We start from the raw sequence: 18,149 nt of genomic DNA on the forward strand, positions 1-18,149 counted from the left end.
CTGCATCTCTGACCAAGTGTCTGGTCGATAATAGGTGAAAGCATGGAGTCAAATTGCTCCATGATTGAAAAAATTCCTCCAAAAGGTGTGAGTTTTTCAGATTTTATTTGTACCTTTGCCATGTCTTGTTACGATTTACGCTTGTTTTGAATTGCAACACTAAGATAAGTGAAAAATCTGACATGGCAAAATCCTGAGCAACTTTTTGTTGCTCAGGAACTTATAAATAAAGTTAAATTATAGTGTTGCGGAATTAAGGATTAAAAAAATGATTTTATGGAAAGCACAAATCATTATTTTCGACCGTTAGGTCTTATCATTCTTTTCTGCCTCTTCCCTGTATGGGTATTGGCACAGACTGTTTCCGTGACGGGGATGGTCAAAGATGCATCGGGCGAACCGATTATCGGAGCCAGTGTAGTAGAAGCTGGCACTACCAATGGTATAGTTACCGATTTGGATGGTAATTTTAAGTTGAATGTATCAGCCAAAGGTAGCTTGAAGATTTCTTTTATCGGATATCAGACACAAACGATTCCTGTAGCCGGGAAAAAGCAGTTTGATATTACCCTCAAAGAAGATGCAAAAGTATTAGACGAAGTAGTTGTAGTTGGATATGGTCAGATGAAACGTAGTGACCTGACCGGTTCTGTTGTATCGGTCAACGATGAAGCCATTAAGAAATCTGTAGTGACTTCCGTTGACCAGGTACTGCAAGGACGTGCTGCTGGTGTGCAGGTACAGGCTAATAGCGGTATGCCCGGTGGTAGTTCTTCCATCCGTATTCGTGGTATCAACTCTTTGAATGCCTCCAATGAACCTATCTTTGTCATTGACGGTGTTATCATCGACGGTTCCACAGGTTCGGGAAGTGATAATGCACTGGCATCTATCAATCCTTCGGACATCGTCTCTATGGACGTATTAAAGGATGCTTCCGCCACTGCTATTTATGGTGCGCGAGCTGCAAACGGTGTGATTATGATTACTACCAAACGTGGACAGAAGGGTGAGGCGCAAATAACTTATGACGGATATATAGGATGGCAGGAAATGCCTAAAAAACTGGATATGCTGAATCTGCGTGAATATGCGGAGCATAAGAATGTTCGTTCAGGAAAAGACTATTCGGGAAATGATTGGGGAATAGTGAACAAGGATAATAACTTTGTTCGTCCGGATTTACTAGGTGAGGGTACAGACTGGCAGGATGAGATGTTCTCTAAAGCTATGATGACCAGTCATAATCTTTCTGTGACCGGAGGTACTGATAAAAGTAACTATGCATTGGGAGCAGGTTACCTCAATCAGGATGGTATTGCTGTTGGTTCAGGGTTCAGGCGTCTGAACTTACGAGGTAGTTTTGATGCCCAGGTGAAGAGCTATTTAAAAATGGGTATTAACTTTGCGTTTAGTAATTCCCGTCAGAAATTGACTGTATCTGACGAGTCGTTGATTAGAACTGCTTTATTGCAGAGTCCGAGTGTGGCTGTTCGTAATGCTGAAGGCACATTTGACGGACCGGATACGGACGAATGGGTACAAACGAATCCGGTGGGTCTTGCCATGATTAAGGATAACCGCAACGAGAAAATGGGTATTCGGGCAAACACCTATGCTGAAGCTACTATCATTGACGGACTGACGTTTAAAACGGAATTGTCTTTCGATTATGGGGTAACTAATACTTATAAATTTGATCCCTCATATACTTTTGGTGCGATTGAAAATACGGACCGTCAGGGGACTTTCTCCAAATCATATAATAAGTTCTGGAGTTGGAGAAATATCGTGAATTACATGAAAACTTTTGGAGTGCACAATGTGAATGCAATGATTGGCCAGGAAATGCAGGAGAGCAAATGGGAATATCTGATGGGAAGCCGTATGGGATATTTGTCCAATGCTGCAACCGACCTGACATTGGGAGATGCCGCAACAGCCAAGAATAATGGTAATAGTGGAGAAAGTTCGATTTTATCTTATTTCGGCCGTCTGTTCTATTCATACGATGACAAATATCTGTTGACATTTACTCTTCGTCGCGACGGTTCTTCCAAATTCTACAAAGATAATCGTTGGGGATGGTTCCCGTCGGCTGCTTTGGCTTGGAAGGTTTCCAATGAATCTTTTTTGAAAGACAACAATATTATTAATAATCTGAAATTGCGTTTAGGATGGGGTGTTGTAGGTAATCAGAATGTGCCTAATAATGCATATAAAGCCATTTATTCATCTGTTGCTACCGTTTGGGGAACAGGATTGCTGGCTGGCAATACTCCGAATCCCGAATTGAAATGGGAGTCTACTTATTCAAGTAATCTGGGACTTGATATTAATCTTTTCCAGAACAGGATTGAATTGATAGCCGATATTTATTATAAGAAAACAAATGATTTGTTGTTGCAAGTGCCTCTTCCTGCTTACGTGGGAACTTCAGGTCAGGGCTCTACTTCCGCACCCTGGAAGAATGTGGGTTCTTTGGAGAATAAAGGACTTGAGTTGACTTTAAATACAGTGAATATTGATAAAGGCGGATTTCAATGGAGAAGTAACGTGGTATTCTCTATGAACCGTAATAAAGTAAAATCGCTGGATACGGCAACCAGCCTGATAGATAAGAGTAATCAGACAGGCGAAACAATAACCGTACTGACACGTACATCAGTAGGAAACCCTATCGGACAGTTTTATGGTTATAAAGTGATTGGCCGCTTTGAAAAGGCTACTGACTTTTACTATAAAGATGCTTCCGGAGCAATTAAGCCGGTAGCATTGCCTGAAGGTATGTCGATTTCCAAGAATAGTATCTGGATTGGTGATTATATTTTTGAAGATGTAAACAAAGACGGTGTTATCAATGAACAGGACCGTACTTATATCGGTAATCCTGAACCGGACTTTACTTTCGGCTTCGGTAACTCTTTCTCTTATAAAGGCTTCGACTTGAGCATTAACCTGACCGGATCGGTGGGAAATGAAGTTGTAAACTGGGGGCGTCGTGAACTTGAAAATCCACGGGGCAATAATAATATCCTGAAATCGGCGTTGGATTATGCACAACTGGCTTTGATTGATCCGAATGGTCCGGATGATTATCGGAATATACAGATTGTAGGCGGTGACCCTTATGCTTGCCGTATGGCTATTGCCAAAGGGACAGATGATTCCAATTATCGTTTCAGTGACCGCTTTGTGGAAGATGGTTCTTTCCTGCGTATTCAGTCTATCTCTTTCGGCTATACGTTCCCGCGTAAATGGTTGGCACCGATTGGTATTCAGAATCTGAAACTTTATTGTAACCTGCAGAATGTATATACATTCACAAAATACAAAGGGATGGACCCGGAAATAGGTTCTGCCAATCAGGACGCTTTGCTTACAGGCTTTGATAACTATCGTTATCCTTCTCCGCGAATTTATACATTCGGTCTGAATTTAACCTTTTAATCATTTAAAGTGACTAAATATGAAAACAAGTAAATATATATACTCTTTCATGTTGGCTGTAGCTTTGGCGTTTGCAGGATGCAGTGACTTCCTCGATTCTGAAGATAACTCCAATATCGCAGGAGATAACTTTTATCAAACGGAAGATGATTTCCGGGCAGCAACAGCTCCTTTGTATAATAAGGTGTGGTTCGACTTTAACGATAAGTTCTATTATGGACTGGGTGATGGACGCGGATTCAACCTTTGTGCGACAACCTCTAATTATATCTATCCTTTTGCCGATTTGACCGAAACCGGATTGACGGGGCCGTTAGTTTCGGCTTGGGGCTCATTATACAATATAGTACAGCAAACTAATAAGATTATTAACGGGATCAAAGGTAACTCATCCAATAGCGAAGAAGTGAAGAACCCATATATTGCTGAAGCACGGTTCATGCGTGGAGTTGCTTATTCCTATCTGGCGATGTTATGGGGAAATGTTATTATAAATGAGGATACGGATGAACTGGTGGCTAATCCAATTGTCAATACTAGCCCGGTAAGTGATGTCTATGAATTTGCGATGCGTGACTTGGAATTTGCGGCAAAATATTTGCCGGAGGTTTCTTCTGCTGCCGGACGTGTCAATAAATACAGTGCCTTTGGCATGTTGTCGCGTGTTTATCTGACGTATGCCGGTTATAGTAGTAACCCTAATAGTGCGACCCGTAATCAGGACTATCTGGATTTGGCAAAGAAAGCGGCTTTAAAAGTGATAGAAAACAGAAATTTTGAACTGATGACTGATTATGCCGATTTGTTTATGATTGATAAAAATAACAACTCGGAAACACTATTTGCTTTACAATGGGTTAGTAATGGTACGTATGGGGAATGTAATACGATACAGGACTATTTTGCTTGTGAGTCGGCTATTACCGGTAATGACCGTGCATGGGGCGGTTATGTTTTTGCACAACCGGACGTGATTTGGGAGTATGAAAAAGGAGATAAACGGCGTCAGCCGACTTGGATGGCTTATGGCGATCATTATCCTGAAATACAGAAAGCAAACGGAGGATATACTTGTGAGAAGAAAGCATCGGGTACTGTTTCCGGAATTTATTGTAAGAAATATGTTTGTGGTTCTAGCAAAGATAATGCGAAGATCACTTCCGGAAGTACTCCTATCAATACTTACATGTTGCGTCTGGCAGAAGTATATCTGATTTATGCAGAAGCTATATTGGGAAATAATCCTTCAACAGATGATGCCGATGCAATGGAATACTTTAACAAAGTGCGCAAGCGTGCCGGTTTGGAACCCCAAAATTCGATTACTTACGAAGATATTCGTCGTGAGCGTAGACTGGAACTTTGTCTGGAAGGACAGTATTGGTATGACTTGGTACGTAGAGCTTATTATAAACAACAGGAAGTACTCAATTATATCACCGGACAGGATAGGGGTACTGCTATTCCTGTAGTATGGGATGCGGATACACAGACTTTGAAGAGAGACGAGGATTCGGATGAAACGAAGCGTGCCATAGGTGACGTCGATTCCAGTATATTCCTTCTTCCTTATCCGGAATCGGAGACTGTGCAAAATCCTTTGTTGAAAGCAGATCCTGTGCCTTATGCATTTAAGGAAGACAGAATAACTGATTTGTTTAATTAAAAACGAGAATACGAATGAAAAGCTTGATATATAAAAATAGTATGAAAGCATTTGGCTTATTGGTGAGCCTGCTCATCTGCTCTTGTTCATTTGTTTCGTGTGACGACGATGACGATAATGGCGGAAGTTCTGTGATGAACATAACAGGGATCTATCTGGAAGACGCGAAGTCGAATGTTCCTGACCGTTTGGTTGATTTTGCCCGTTTGGGACAACTGATCCGAATTGAAGGTGAAGGATTCAACGGATTGAAGAAAGTGTATATTAATGGATATAACTGTTATTTTAATCCGGTATTTGTTTCGAATAAATCTTTTCTGGTTAGTGTGAACAGTAAAGTTCCGACTACAGAAGCAGACGAGAATGTACGTAATACAATTCGTTTGGTAAAAGATGGCGGTGAATACGTTTATGATTTCCAGATTCGTGCTGCTGCACCGTCTATAACGAAAATCTCCAACTGTATGCCGAATATAGGTGAACCTATCATTGTTTACGGAAGTGGATTGACGGAAATAGCAAAAGTCGTTTTCCCCGGAAATGTGGTGGTGACAGAAGGTATTATTTCTGATCTTGACGGTGAATATTTTATGGTGGATATGCCTGCCGGAGTTTCTGAAGAGGGCGGTTCTATTTTCGTAGAAGGTTCGAATGGTGGTGCTTATTCTCCTGCCTATTTCAATTATAAGAAAGGCTTGTTGTTGAACTTCGACGGAGTGGGTGCACAAGGAGCATGGGGCGATTCTGAAAGTATGATTCAAACAACCGAACTGGAATCTGCTTCGATTGGTGAAGGTAATGTGTCGCAAGGTGCTTACTGTCGTTTGCCATTAGAAAGACAGTTGCCGGTGGCAGCAGCGAAGAATCGTTGTGCTGAAGTTTGGACAGCTGGTAATGGCACTGATCCTGACTGGTTGACGCTGGGTGTCCCTGCTGAAACTCCTGTTGCCGAATGTGCTATTCAGTTTGAAATTTATGTGCCCGAACCTTGGTCTGAATCCGGATTCCTGAAGATTTGTGGTCAGAACGGATTCAATGGTGGAGAATGGGAGAGAGACTGTTATAATTACGTACCGTGGCTTGTAGGCGGAAAGATCGTTCCTTTCCAGACAACCGGTTGGCAGACTGTAACTGTTCCGTTCAGTGAATTCTACAAATCGAAAGCATCCAGCGGAGCTTGGACCACTTTTGCCGATGTGGCCGCTACCCGTGCATCTGCTTCTTATGCCAACTTCGGTTTCTATTTTGAGAACTCTGATATTACATTGGATAAGATCACAGGTGCGAGCTCGGATAAAGAAACAGAGTTTCTATCCAAAACAACTTCCGTGAAGATTTATATTGATAACTGGCGTGTCGTACCTTTGACGAAGCCGGAATATACCGATTTCCCGGATGAAGAAGAGGATGCAGAATAATAATGACTTTAAATTGAAAAGATTATGAAATACAGAAATATGCTTCCGTTTGTTGCCTTGTCGGTGCTGATATTGACATCGTGTGACGATAATAAGATGGAGTGGTATAAAGACCCTACACATGGAGCGGTTACTTCTTCCGAACTGCCTTTACAGTTGGCTGAAAAGATTTCCCGTTACAAGCCGTTGAAAGAATATTTATCCGATCCCAACTTTAAGTTGGGTATCGGAGTGGGGATGGATGAATATCTTGGTGACGAGACAACGACTACCATTGTGAATGAGAACTTTAATGATCTGACGATAGGATATGCCATGAAGCACGGTCCTATGGTCGATTCTAAAGGGAATTTGAAATTTGATAAGGTAGATCAATTGTTTACAAAGACTACAGAAGCGGGTATAAGCATTTATGGACACTGTCTGATTTGGCACACTAATCAGAATGCGAGTTATCTGAATAGTCTGATTGCACCGGAAGTTATTCCGGGACCGGCGGGCAGTAATTTGTTGGATCTGTCAGGCATTGAAGATGGAACCTTTGATGGCTGGAATCGTAAAAATGGAAGTGATGCGATGTCCATTGTGGAAGGGGAAGGACTGACAACTACTTCCAAAGCATTGAAATTTACAGTAGGATCTTCTGTAACGGCTGCTCATTCTGTGCAATTATATACTCCTGACATTTCAGCAGTAAGTGGGCATAATTATGAAATTTCATTTTTTGTCCGTTCGGATAAAGCTGGTAAAGCCCGGTTGACTTTCGCTGGGTTAGGAAATAATTATCCATATAAAGACTGGTATGCTACAGGTGGCAGTTGGACGGAAGCTTTTGAGACAACGTCTCAATGGCAGCAGGTGAAGATCACAGTGAATGATTTTGTTAGTACTACATTTCAGATTGCATTTGAATTTGGTTATTTGCCGGATGTGACTTATTATGTAGATAATATTGTTGTGACAGACAAAGATGCCGATCCTACTGTGGTTAATCTGATTTCTAACGGAGATTTTGAAAGCAAAGCTATTACTCCTTGGGGAGCTTGGAGTAGTGGAAAAGCCGCGATTTCGGAAGAAGGTGAAGGATATGGAAGTTCATATTCGATGAAGCTGACTAGTTCTGTTGACGGAGGGGCGGGCAATGCATATAAGGCACAGGCTGGATATGGCTTTGATACTCCTTTGGAAGTCGGCAAGACCTATGAGTTCTCTGCTATGATTAAAGCAAGTGTCTCAACTACTTTCCAAATTCAAATTCAGAACTCAACGAGTTATGCAGGTGAATGCTATGTAGATGGAAATGTGAGTACGACTTGGACAGAATTTAAGAAAGAATTTACAGTGTCTAAAGAGGATATGAATCGATTCTGTATCAATTTCGGAGTTAGTGCAGGCGATTATTATATAGATAATATCGTATTGTCGGAGAAAGTGGTGGAGACACGTGCAGTCACTCGCGCTTCCGGTCCTACTATCATTGAGAAGACCGACGAAGAAAAAGCCGAGATTATCAGAGATGCTATGGAAGACTGGATTTCAAAGATGGTTACCCATTGCAAACCTTATGTTCATGCATGGGACGTAGTCAATGAACCAATGGATGACGGAAAAACATCAGACATTAAGACTGGTAAAGGCAAAACTGATCTGGCTTCTGATGAATTCTACTGGCAAGATTATTTCCTGACTCCGAAAGACTATGCAGTAGAAGCTTTCAAACTTGCCCGTCAGTATGGAAATCCGGATGATAAACTATTCATCAATGATTATAATCTGGAATATAACCTCAATAAGTGTGACGGTCTGATTAAATATGTGGAATACATCGAAAGCAAAGGGGCCATAGTGGATGGTATTGGTACACAAATGCATATTGCTATTGATTCCAATAAAGACAATATTGCTCAAATGTTCCAGAAACTGGGTGCTACCGGCAAGTTGATTAAAGTATCCGAGTTGGATATTAAGGTTAACACCTCGTCGCCTACTACTGAAAATCTGGCACAACAGGCAGAAATGTATCAGTATGTTATTGATATGTACAAGAAGTATATTCCGGTGGATAAACAATATGGTATTACCATCTGGGGAGTATCGGACAATGAAAAAGAACATGTGAATTGGATACCGAATGACGCTCCGAACCTTTGGGATGCTAATTATGCACGTAAACATGCTTATAAGGGAGTAGCCGATGGTTTGGCTGGTAAGGATGTCAGCGAAGACTTTACCGGAGATTTGGAATAAATGATTTTATAATAATTAAAGAGGGGGAGAGTGAGGGTTACAGTAGTTGTTATCATCCTGGAGCGGATCGAATGAATAACAATAACTACTGTAATCCGCTCTTTCTAAAACTTTCGTTTTCCTCCTGTTCATCGGTGGTTTCAGCTTGAATGTAACATTGCAACAAGTTTTTGTAACATACGTAAACGATGATGTAACAAGCGAGTAATGATTTGAATCAGAATTTCTGGGTAAGTGGGAAGAAACTTCCTAAGTTTGCAAAGTGGAATCCCGATGGATTTCTTCTCTTGCTAAATTATCATGAAATAAAGACATATAAAAGAAAAGACAGAATGAATAAGTATTGGTTTTATAAGGTAGGGTTAGTAGTTGTGTTCCTTTGCTTCGCCTTGTTGGGCGGAGCAAAGGTTAAACTTCCGACTCTTGTTTCCGACGGAATGGTACTTCAGCGTGGGGAACCTGTCAATATCTGGGGAACGGCTGATCCTGATGAAACCGTTGATATAACTTTCCTGAAAAAGAAATATAAGACTGTTGCTGATGTACAAGGTAACTGGAAAGTGACTTTGCCTATATTGAAAGCTGGCGGACCTTATACGATGGCCATTAATGATATCGAATTAAAGGATATTCTTATTGGTGATGTTTGGGTATGTTCGGGACAGTCGAATATGGAATTGCCTGTTTCACGGGTTACAGATCGTTTTCGCGATGAAATATCTACGGACAGTAACTATCCGATGGTACGCTATATAAAAACACCTCTGCTCTATAATTTTCATGCTCCGCAGGCAGATATTCCGGGAATTTCCTGGCAAGCGATGACTCCTGAAAATGTGATGCCTTTCTCTGCTTTGGCCTATTTCTTCGCTAAAGATGTCTATCAAAAGACAAAGGTTCCGGTAGGAATCATAAATTCCAGTGTCGGAGGTTCACCGGTAGAAGCGTGGATCAGTGAGGGAGGGTTGAAGCCTTTTCCATTTTATTTGAATGAAAAGCGTATCTATGAGTCAGACGATTTGATGGAGTCGATGAAAAAAGAGGAGAGGAAGAAAAGTCATGCCTGGAATGTGGCGTTGTTTCAGGGAGATAAAGGGATGCATGAGGCTACCCCTTGGTATGCTGCCGATTATGATGATAGCAATTGGACAGAAACAGATTTGTTTACTTCCGGCTGGGCAACAAACGGACTGAATACCGTCAATGGCTCCCACTGGTTCCGTAAAGACTTTCAGGTGTCTGCACAACAGGCGGGAGAGAAAGCGACTCTTCGTTTGGGATGCATCGTAGATGCAGATTCGGTCTATGTAAATGGCACATTTGTGGGGACTGTCTCTTATCAGTATCCTCCCCGTATCTACACCATTCCTGCCGGATTGTTGAAAGCCGGAAAAAATACAATAACCATACGCCTTTTCAGTTATGGCGGTCGTCCTCAATTTGTAAAGGAAAAGCCTTATAAAATCCTTTTCGGAAAAGGTCAGCCGGAAAAAGGAGAATCGGAGATCAATTTGGAGGGGAGTTGGAAATATCATCTCGGTGCTCCTATGCCCGCTGCTCCGGGACAAACGGCTTTTCATTATAAACCCACAGGACTGTATAATGCAATGATTGCTCCTTTGCTGAACTATACGGTATCTGGTGTTATCTGGTATCAGGGAGAATCGAATGTCTCACGCAGAAATGAATATAAAGACTTGTTGACGGCTATGATTAGCGATTGGAGACAACGATGGAATAAGTCGGATATGCCTTTCTATATCATTGAGCTGGCGGATTTCCTTTCACCCACAGATAAAGGAGGACGCACTGCCTGGGCGGAATTCCGGAAAGCGCAGGCGGAAGTAGCCGATACAAATAAAAATGTTACTCTGATTAAAAATAGTGATTTAGGAGAATGGAATGATATTCATCCATTGGATAAAAAGACGCTAGGGCAACGAGTGGCAGCAGCTATCTTGATAGAAATGAATACGAAAAACAGAAAATGACCAATTTATCTATTTTATGGAGAATACAATAAAGACCAATGAAGCGAAAGGTTTCTATAAACTCTCTTGGCTTCAACGTATAGGATTCGGTTCCGGTGATTTGGCGCAAAACCTTATTTACCAGACCGTATGTATGTATCTGCTGATTTTTTATACCAATGTATATGGACTTAAACCGGAAGTGGCAGCCGTGATGTTTCTTATTGTCAGGATAGTGGATGTCCTTTGGGATCCTCTGGTGGGTGCTTTCGTCGATAAACACAATCCTAAACTAGGTAAATACCGTTCATATCTTATTTGGGGAGGAACTCCGCTGACTGGTTTTGCTATTCTTTGTTTTTGGAACGGCTTTTCGGGTTCACTGTTCTATGCCTATTTCACTTACGTTGGATTATCCATGTGTTATACATTGATTAATGTGCCTTATGGAGCACTGAATGCGTCACTTACCCGCGATACGAATGAAATCACGGTGTTGACGTCAGTGCGTATGTTTCTTGCCAATTTGGGTGGTTTGGCTGTGGCATACGGTATTCCGATACTGGTGAAGGTGTTGTCTCCCGATGGTAAAATCAATACTACTGCATCTGCTAACGCATGGTTTATTACGATGACTATTTATGCTGTTATCGGATTGGCGTTATTGATGTTCTGCTTTAACCAGACGAAGGAGCGTGTGGTTATGGATCAGGAGGAGACATCTAAAGTAAAAGTGTCCGACTTGTGGGTAGAATTTTGTAGAAATAAACCTTTGCGTATTTTGGCGTTCTTTTTCATTACTGCTTTTGCAATGATGGCGATTGGTAATTCTGCCGGTTCATATTATATGATTTATAATGTACGTGCACCGGAGATGTTACCTTATTTCATGGCCTTGGGCTCGATACCCGCATTCATTTTCATGCCGATGGTACCTGCCATTAAACGTGCCATTGGAAAAAAGCAAATGTTTTATGTATTCCTTTCAGTCGCTATATTGGGTATGGCATTGCTGTATATTATTTCTGTGGTTCCGGTACTCAAAACGCAGATATGGTTGGTCTTTGTGGCGCAGTTCATAAAATCGACGGGAGTCATTATTGCGACAGGGTATATGTGGGCTTTGGTTCCCGAAGTAATTTCGTATGGCGAATATACTCATGGTAAACGTATTTCGGGTATAGTCAATGCTTTGACTGGTATTTTCTATAAAGCGGGAATGGCTCTTGGAGGAGTTGTACCGGGACTTGTTATGGCTTTTGTCGGATTCGACCAGACAAATGAAGTGTCACAATCACCTTTTGCCGAACAGGGAATACTGTGGCTCGTAGCCGTTATTCCGGCGTTGTTGCTTTTGGTCGCTATGTTCATTATTTCTAAATATGAATTGGAAGATAATGTGATTGACAATATAAATGAGGAGATAGAATCGCGCTGTAAAAAAGGCGAATAGATAAGATAGTAGAATGTTTATTACTCAAAAATATAACGTATGAAACTCAAACGAATAATTCTGTTATTATTGACAGTGATGTTTTCTTTTTCTTATGGAGAAGTTTTTGCGAAAGATGGAAATTCGCTGAAAAAGGCTTTGAAAAACAAGTTTTTGATTGGCGTGTCAGTGAACACACATCAAAGTTCCGGTAAGGATGTCGCAGCTGTTGAAATTGTAAAGAAGAATTTTAATTCCATCGTGGCGGAAAACTGCATGAAGTCTTCTGTCATTCATCCGAAAGAAAATAAGTATAATTTTGCGCAGGCAGATGAATTTGTCAGTTTTGGTGAGAGCAATCAAATGGCTATCATTGGTCACTGCCTGATTTGGCATTCACAATTGGCTCCTTGGTTTTGCGTAGATAAGGACGGGAATAATGTTTCTCCGGAAGTCCTGAAGAAACGGATGAAAGACCATATCACTACCATCGTGAAACGCTATAAAGGCCGTATCAAAGGCTGGGATGTAGTAAATGAAGCGATTGAAGATAATGGAGCATATCGCAAGACAAAGTTTTATGAGATTCTGGGGGAAGAATATATTCCATTGGCTTTCCAGTATGCACACGAGGCTGATCCGGATGCCGAACTTTACTACAATGACTACTCAATGGCCCAACCGGGCAGAAGAGAAGCTGTCGTGAAGATGGTGAACGATTTGAAAAGACGTGGAATCCGTATTGATGCCGTAGGTATGCAAGGTCATATCGGTATGGACTATCCGAAAATCAGTGAATTTGAGAAGAGTATGCTGGCTTTTGCCGGAACAGGAGTGAAGATAATGATAACAGAACTGGATTTGACGGTGATACCATCACCGAATCCCAATGTAGGTGCAGAAGTTTCCGCTTCCTTTGAATATAAGAAAGAGATGAATCCTTATCCGGATGGATTACCGGAAGAGGTATCGAAAGCATGGACTGAAAGAATGAATGACTTTTTCCGTCTGTTCCTGAAACATCATAACCTCATCACCAGGGTTACTCTTTGGGGAGTAGCCGATCAGAACTCTTGGCGTAATGACTGGCCGATGAGAGGCCGCACGGATTATCCGTTACTTTTTGATCGCAATTATCAGCCGAAGCCGGTAGTCGACCTGATTATCAAAGAGGCTGAAAAAACAAAATAAGTTTCTAACAGAAAAACCGAAAAAGCATGAAAACAGAAAAAAGATATTTAGTTCCCGGTGATTATATGGCTGACCCTGCCGTACATGTATTTGATGGCAAACTGTATATTTATCCCTCGCACGATTGGGAAAGTGGTATTGCTGAAAATGATAATGGCGATCATTTCAATATGAAAGATTATCACGTGTATTCTATGGATGATGTGATGAACGGTGAAATAAAAGATCATGGAGTGGTGCTTTCCACAGAGGATATTCCTTGGGCGGGCCGTCAACTATGGGATTGTGATGTGGTTTGTAAAGATGGTAAGTACTATATGTATTTTCCATTGAAAGATCAGAATGATATATTTCGTATCGGGGTAGCTGTGAGTGATAAACCTTATGGTCCTTTTATACCGGAAGCTAATCCGATGAAAGGAAGTTACAGCATCGATCCGGCTGTATGGGATGACGGAGATGGTAACTATTATATATATTTCGGTGGATTGTGGGGTGGACAACTTCAACGTTACCGTAATAATAAAGCCTTGGAATCTGCCATTTTGCCGGAAGGAGAGGAGGAGGCAATCCCGTCGCGTGTTGCTCGTTTGAGTGAAGACATGATGGAGTTTGCCGAAGAACCCCGTGCAGTGGTAATTCTGGATGAAGACGGTAAGCCATTGACAGCAGGGGATACGGAACGCCGTTTCTTCGAAGCTTCGTGGATGCATAAATATAATGGTAAATACTATTTTTCCTATTCTACGGGAGACACTCATTTGCTCTGCTATGCAACAGGTGATAACCCTTATGGTCCGTTTACTTATCAGGGAGTCATTCTGACTCCGGTGGTAGGATGGACTACTCACCATGCTATTGTAGAGTTTAAAGGTAAGTGGTATCTGTTTCATCACGATTGTGTACCATCAGAGGGAAAGACTTGGCTCCGTAGCTTAAAAGTCTGTGAACTTCAGTATGATGCAGACGGGCGAATCATTACTATTGAGGGAAAAGATGAATAATAGAATACATTAAAACAACCGCTTCTATCTGAAAAATATGCCTAGAAATATATTTGCATTGATATTCACTATCCTTTTTTGCTTTTCTTCTATTTGGGCAGAAGATGGAAGTGCCTTGTGGCTTCGTTATGCATCGGGAGCGAAAGCGGAAATTACCAGCAAGAAACAATCACCTACATTACGTATTGCGGTTTCCGAATTACAGAACTTCTGGCAGGGAGGAATCCCGGTTACTTTGGAGGTCCGGAACAATAAAGAACTTCGTGCACTTGGAAATGAGGGATATACGATTCAGACCTCCAAAGGTGGCAGTCAAATAACGATAGCTTCTTCCGGTGAACAAGGAGTACTTTATGGAACGTATCATTTACTCCGTCTGCAAGCTACCGGACAACTACCGGAATCAGCTTTGCAATCCCTCAATATCTCCGAACGACCTGATTATCGAATTCGTATCCTGAATCATTGGGATAACTTGGATGGTACAATCGAACGCGGATATGCCGGACATTCACTTTGGAAATGGGACGAACTTCCGTCTGTTGTCTCTCCCCGTTATGAAGCCTACGCTCGTGCCAATGCTTCTATCGGCATTAATGCCACTGTAATAAACAATGTCAATGCAAGTCCTAAGATACTATCTAATGATTATTTGCAGAAAGTCAAAGTCTTGGCCGACGTTTTCCGCCCTTATGGCTTGAAAATATATCTTTCTATCAATTTCTCTTCTCCCGCAGCTTTAGGCGGTTTATCCACTTCCGATCCGTTGAATAAAGAAGTGATAAACTGGTGGAAGCAGAAAGCCAAAGAGATTTATTCTCTGATTCCCGATTTCGGAGGTTTTCTGGTGAAAGCGAATTCCGAAGGGCAGCCCGGTCCGTGTGATTACGGACGGACTCATGCCGAAGGAGCCAATATGCTTGCCGATGTGTTGAGGTCCTATCATGGCATTGTGATGTGGCGCGCTTTCGTTTATTCTCCTACCGACAGCGACCGTGCCAAACAAGCCTATCTTGAATTTGAACCTTTGGATGATAAGTTTCGGGATAATGTTATTGTGCAGATCAAGAACGGTCCGATAGATTTCCAACCCCGTGAACCATTCAGCCCGCTGTTCGGAGCCATGAAAAAGACGGCAGTTATGCCCGAATTTCAAATCACACAAGAGTATCTTGGTTTTTCCAATCATCTTGCATTCCTTGCTCCTATGTGGAAAGAGTGTTTAGACAGTGATACTTATCTGCAAGGTAAAGGCTCTACCGTTGCCCGTGTGACAGATGGTTCTTTATTCTTTCATCCGCTCACGGCTATTTCCGGAGTGGCAAACATCGGTGATGATACTAATTGGTGTGGACATCCTTTTGCTCAAGCCAACTGGTATGCTTTCGGACGATTGGCATGGAAACATTCGCTCTCTTCCGAACAGATAGGAGAAGAATGGTTGAAACAAACTTTTCTTCCCGTTACCGGTGCGCAAACCGATACTCCGGCAGGAGAAGTCATTCAAAAAGAGCAGATCGACGCTGAACTCTCCCTTCTCAACTTCCAAGTGCTTCAGAAATCGAGAGAAGCAGTAGTAGACTACATGATGCCTCTCGGCTTGCATCATATCTTTGCATGGGGACATCATTACGGACCGGAACCCTGGTGTGATATTCCCGATGCCCGCCCGGATTGGCTGCCTCCTTATTACCACCGTGCCGACAACATGGGAATAGGTTTCGACCGCAGCAGTACAGGAAGTAATGCTACCGGACAATACCATTCTCCATTATGCGAGCAACTGGACAATGTGAATACTTGTCCGGAGAATCTGCTCCTTTGGTTTCACCATGTCCCTTGGAATCATCAGATGAAGAGCGGACGTACACTTTGGGCAGAACTGTGCTACACGTATGATCGTGGTGTAAACGAAGTGAGAAACTTTCAAAAAGTGTGGGACAGGATGGAACCGTATATTGATTCCGAACGTTTTCGTGATGTGCAACACCGCCTGAAGATTCAGGCACGGGATGCTGTCTGGTGGCGGGATGCTTGTTTGCTTTACTTCCAGCAATTCAGCAGACAATCGATACCTTACGAATTGGAACGTCCCATACACGAGTTGAAAGATATGATGGAATACAAATTGGATATTACCAATTTTGAATGTCCACCTTATGGGTTTAGTAAGTAAATAAAGATATTCCTTCTACGGAACGAATAAGAATATGTTTGCAATTTGGCGTCTTTTATGATAAAATTGTTACCTTTGCGGGCAATAATAAAACAGAATAAAAGAATATGAACCAAAATACATTCTGCATGGCGGGGGGCGTAGCACGCAACCCGCTTGTGCGTTTAGCCAAACCCATCACGGCAACTATCGGAGCGAATGAACACATAGCTATTGTAGGTCCCAATGGTGGCGGTAAAAGTCTTTTTGTAGATACCCTGATCGGAAAATATCCATTGCGTGAAGGAACCGTACAATATGATTTTTCCCCCTCTGCCACCCAGACTCTTTATGATAATGTGAAATACATTGCTTTCCGTGATACCTATGGAGCTGCCGATGCCAATTACTACTACCAGCAGCGTTGGAATGCTCACGATCAGGATGAAGCTCCTGATGTTCGTGAGATGTTGGGAGAAATCAAGGACGAGCAACTACAACGCGAACTGTTTGAACTCTTCCGTATCGAACCGTTGCTCGACAAGAAAATTATTCTCCTTTCCAGCGGTGAATTACGTAAATTCCAGCTAACCAAAACCCTGTTGACTGCTCCCCGCGTGTTGATTATGGATAATCCGTTTATCGGACTGGATGCTCCTACGCGTGAACTGTTGTTTTCTTTGCTCGAACGTCTGACAAAAATGTCGTCCGTACAGATCATTCTGGTACTTTCCATGCTCGATGATATACCTTCATTCATCACTCATGTCATTCCTGTGGACAAAATGGAGGTCTTTCCTAAAATGGAACGTGAAGCCTATCTGGAAGCTTTCCGCAGTAGAGATGTGGTTACCTCTTTGGATGATTTGCAGCAACGGATTATAGATTTGCCATCTGATGGCAACAATTACGATTCGGAGGAAGTAGTAAAACTTAATAAGGTCAGTATCCGTTATGGCGACCGAACTATTCTGAAAGAACTGGACTGGACAGTCCGTCGTGGTGAGAAGTGGGCGTTGAGTGGTGAGAACGGTGCTGGGAAATCGACTCTGTTGAGCCTTGTCTGTGCAGACAATCCGCAATCGTATGCCTGTGACATCAGTCTCTTCGGACGGAAAAGAGGGACGGGAGAAAGTATTTGGGAAATCAAGAAACATATTGGTTACGTAAGTCCGGAGATGCACCGTGCTTATCTTAAAAATCTGCCCGCTATTGAGATTGTAGCCAGTGGTTTGCATGACAGTATCGGTCTGTATAAACGTCCTCAACCGGAACAGATGGCTATCTGTGAGTGGTGGATGGATATATTTGGCATTGCAGATTTGAAAGATAAACCATTCCTGCAACTATCCAGTGGAGAACAACGTTTGTCCTTGTTGGCAAGAGCTTTCGTCAAAGACCCGGAACTGCTGATTCTGGATGAACCGCTTCATGGCTTGGATACTTATAATCGTCGACGGGTAAAGAAAGTGATTGAGGCTTTCTGCCGACGCAAAGATAAGACGATGATTATGGTGACACATTATGAATCGGAACTTCCCAACACTATAACAGATCGTATTTTCTTAAAGAGAAACCGGTAAACATTGTTTTCTGATATTTATTTTGAATTTAGA

Annotated in this window: 10 protein-coding genes; all 10 read left to right on the plus strand. The window is 42.1% G+C overall.

Annotated elements, in window-relative coordinates:
• Nucleotides 1-276 precede the first annotated feature (276 nt).
• The 10 genes from HMPREF0106_RS07690 (at nucleotide 277) to HMPREF0106_RS07645 (ending at nucleotide 18,116) form a co-directional block, all read left to right on the plus strand.
• The gene (locus tag HMPREF0106_RS07690; RefSeq protein WP_004311414.1) at nucleotides 277-3,450 is read left to right on the plus strand and encodes a SusC/RagA family TonB-linked outer membrane protein; all 3,174 of its coding nucleotides are present in this window, start codon (nucleotides 277-279) and stop codon (nucleotides 3,448-3,450) included.
• Between the two features lie 19 nt (nucleotides 3,451-3,469).
• Nucleotides 3,470-5,116, plus strand: a complete 1,647-nt coding sequence (locus tag HMPREF0106_RS07685) for a RagB/SusD family nutrient uptake outer membrane protein (RefSeq protein WP_008774779.1) — start codon at nucleotides 3,470-3,472, stop codon at nucleotides 5,114-5,116.
• 14 nt (nucleotides 5,117-5,130) lie between these two features.
• Nucleotides 5,131-6,534: a glycan-binding surface protein gene (locus tag HMPREF0106_RS07680; protein WP_008774778.1), complete on the plus strand. Its 1,404-nt coding sequence runs from the start codon at nucleotides 5,131-5,133 to the stop codon at nucleotides 6,532-6,534.
• A gap of 24 nt (nucleotides 6,535-6,558) precedes the next feature.
• Complete coding sequence (locus HMPREF0106_RS07675) at nucleotides 6,559-8,781, plus strand: endo-1,4-beta-xylanase (RefSeq protein WP_009040541.1); 2,223 nt, start codon at nucleotides 6,559-6,561, stop codon at nucleotides 8,779-8,781.
• Nucleotides 8,782-9,113: 332 nt separating this feature from the next.
• The gene (locus tag HMPREF0106_RS07670) at nucleotides 9,114-10,772 is read left to right on the plus strand and encodes a sialate O-acetylesterase (RefSeq protein WP_004304379.1); all 1,659 of its coding nucleotides are present in this window, start codon (nucleotides 9,114-9,116) and stop codon (nucleotides 10,770-10,772) included.
• A 16-nt stretch (nucleotides 10,773-10,788) separates the two neighbouring features.
• Nucleotides 10,789-12,204, plus strand: a complete 1,416-nt coding sequence (locus HMPREF0106_RS07665) for an MFS transporter (protein ID WP_004304378.1) — start codon at nucleotides 10,789-10,791, stop codon at nucleotides 12,202-12,204.
• Nucleotides 12,205-12,243: 39 nt separating this feature from the next.
• Complete coding sequence (locus HMPREF0106_RS07660) at nucleotides 12,244-13,374, plus strand: endo-1,4-beta-xylanase (protein WP_004304377.1); 1,131 nt, start codon at nucleotides 12,244-12,246, stop codon at nucleotides 13,372-13,374.
• A 26-nt stretch (nucleotides 13,375-13,400) separates the two neighbouring features.
• Nucleotides 13,401-14,378, plus strand: coding sequence for a glycoside hydrolase family 43 protein (locus HMPREF0106_RS07655; protein ID WP_004300838.1), 978 nt, complete (start codon nucleotides 13,401-13,403; stop codon nucleotides 14,376-14,378).
• A gap of 37 nt (nucleotides 14,379-14,415) precedes the next feature.
• Nucleotides 14,416-16,554 carry an alpha-glucuronidase family glycosyl hydrolase gene (locus tag HMPREF0106_RS07650; RefSeq protein WP_004304376.1) on the plus strand — a complete coding sequence of 713 codons (2,139 nt, stop codon included), beginning with the start codon at nucleotides 14,416-14,418 and terminating at the stop codon, nucleotides 16,552-16,554.
• 107 nt (nucleotides 16,555-16,661) lie between these two features.
• Nucleotides 16,662-18,116: an ATP-binding cassette domain-containing protein gene (locus HMPREF0106_RS07645; protein ID WP_008774775.1), complete on the plus strand. Its 1,455-nt coding sequence runs from the start codon at nucleotides 16,662-16,664 to the stop codon at nucleotides 18,114-18,116.
• Nucleotides 18,117-18,149 lie beyond the last annotated feature (33 nt).

Origin of the sequence: Bacteroides sp. D22 (assembly GCF_000163675.1) — a bacterium.
Lineage (GTDB): Bacteria > Bacteroidota > Bacteroidia > Bacteroidales > Bacteroidaceae > Bacteroides > Bacteroides xylanisolvens.

Excerpts from the sequence above, each read along its gene's own strand:
- HMPREF0106_RS07680 (WP_008774778.1), top strand. The coding sequence starts at position 5,131 with ATGAAAAGCTTGATATATAAAAATAGTATGAAAGCATTTGGCTTATTG.
- HMPREF0106_RS07675 (WP_009040541.1), top strand. The coding sequence starts at position 6,559 with ATGAAATACAGAAATATGCTTCCGTTTGTTGCCTTGTCGGTGCTGATA.
- HMPREF0106_RS07660 (WP_004304377.1), top strand. The coding sequence starts at position 12,244 with ATGAAACTCAAACGAATAATTCTGTTATTATTGACAGTGATGTTTTCT.
- HMPREF0106_RS07645 (WP_008774775.1), top strand. The coding sequence starts at position 16,662 with ATGAACCAAAATACATTCTGCATGGCGGGGGGCGTAGCACGCAACCCG.
- HMPREF0106_RS07685 (WP_008774779.1), top strand. The coding sequence starts at position 3,470 with ATGAAAACAAGTAAATATATATACTCTTTCATGTTGGCTGTAGCTTTG.
- HMPREF0106_RS07690 (WP_004311414.1), top strand. The coding sequence starts at position 277 with ATGGAAAGCACAAATCATTATTTTCGACCGTTAGGTCTTATCATTCTT.
- HMPREF0106_RS07655 (WP_004300838.1), top strand. The coding sequence starts at position 13,401 with ATGAAAACAGAAAAAAGATATTTAGTTCCCGGTGATTATATGGCTGAC.
- HMPREF0106_RS07670 (WP_004304379.1), top strand. The coding sequence starts at position 9,114 with ATGAATAAGTATTGGTTTTATAAGGTAGGGTTAGTAGTTGTGTTCCTT.
- HMPREF0106_RS07665 (WP_004304378.1), top strand. The coding sequence starts at position 10,789 with ATGGAGAATACAATAAAGACCAATGAAGCGAAAGGTTTCTATAAACTC.
- HMPREF0106_RS07650 (WP_004304376.1), top strand. The coding sequence starts at position 14,416 with ATGCCTAGAAATATATTTGCATTGATATTCACTATCCTTTTTTGCTTT.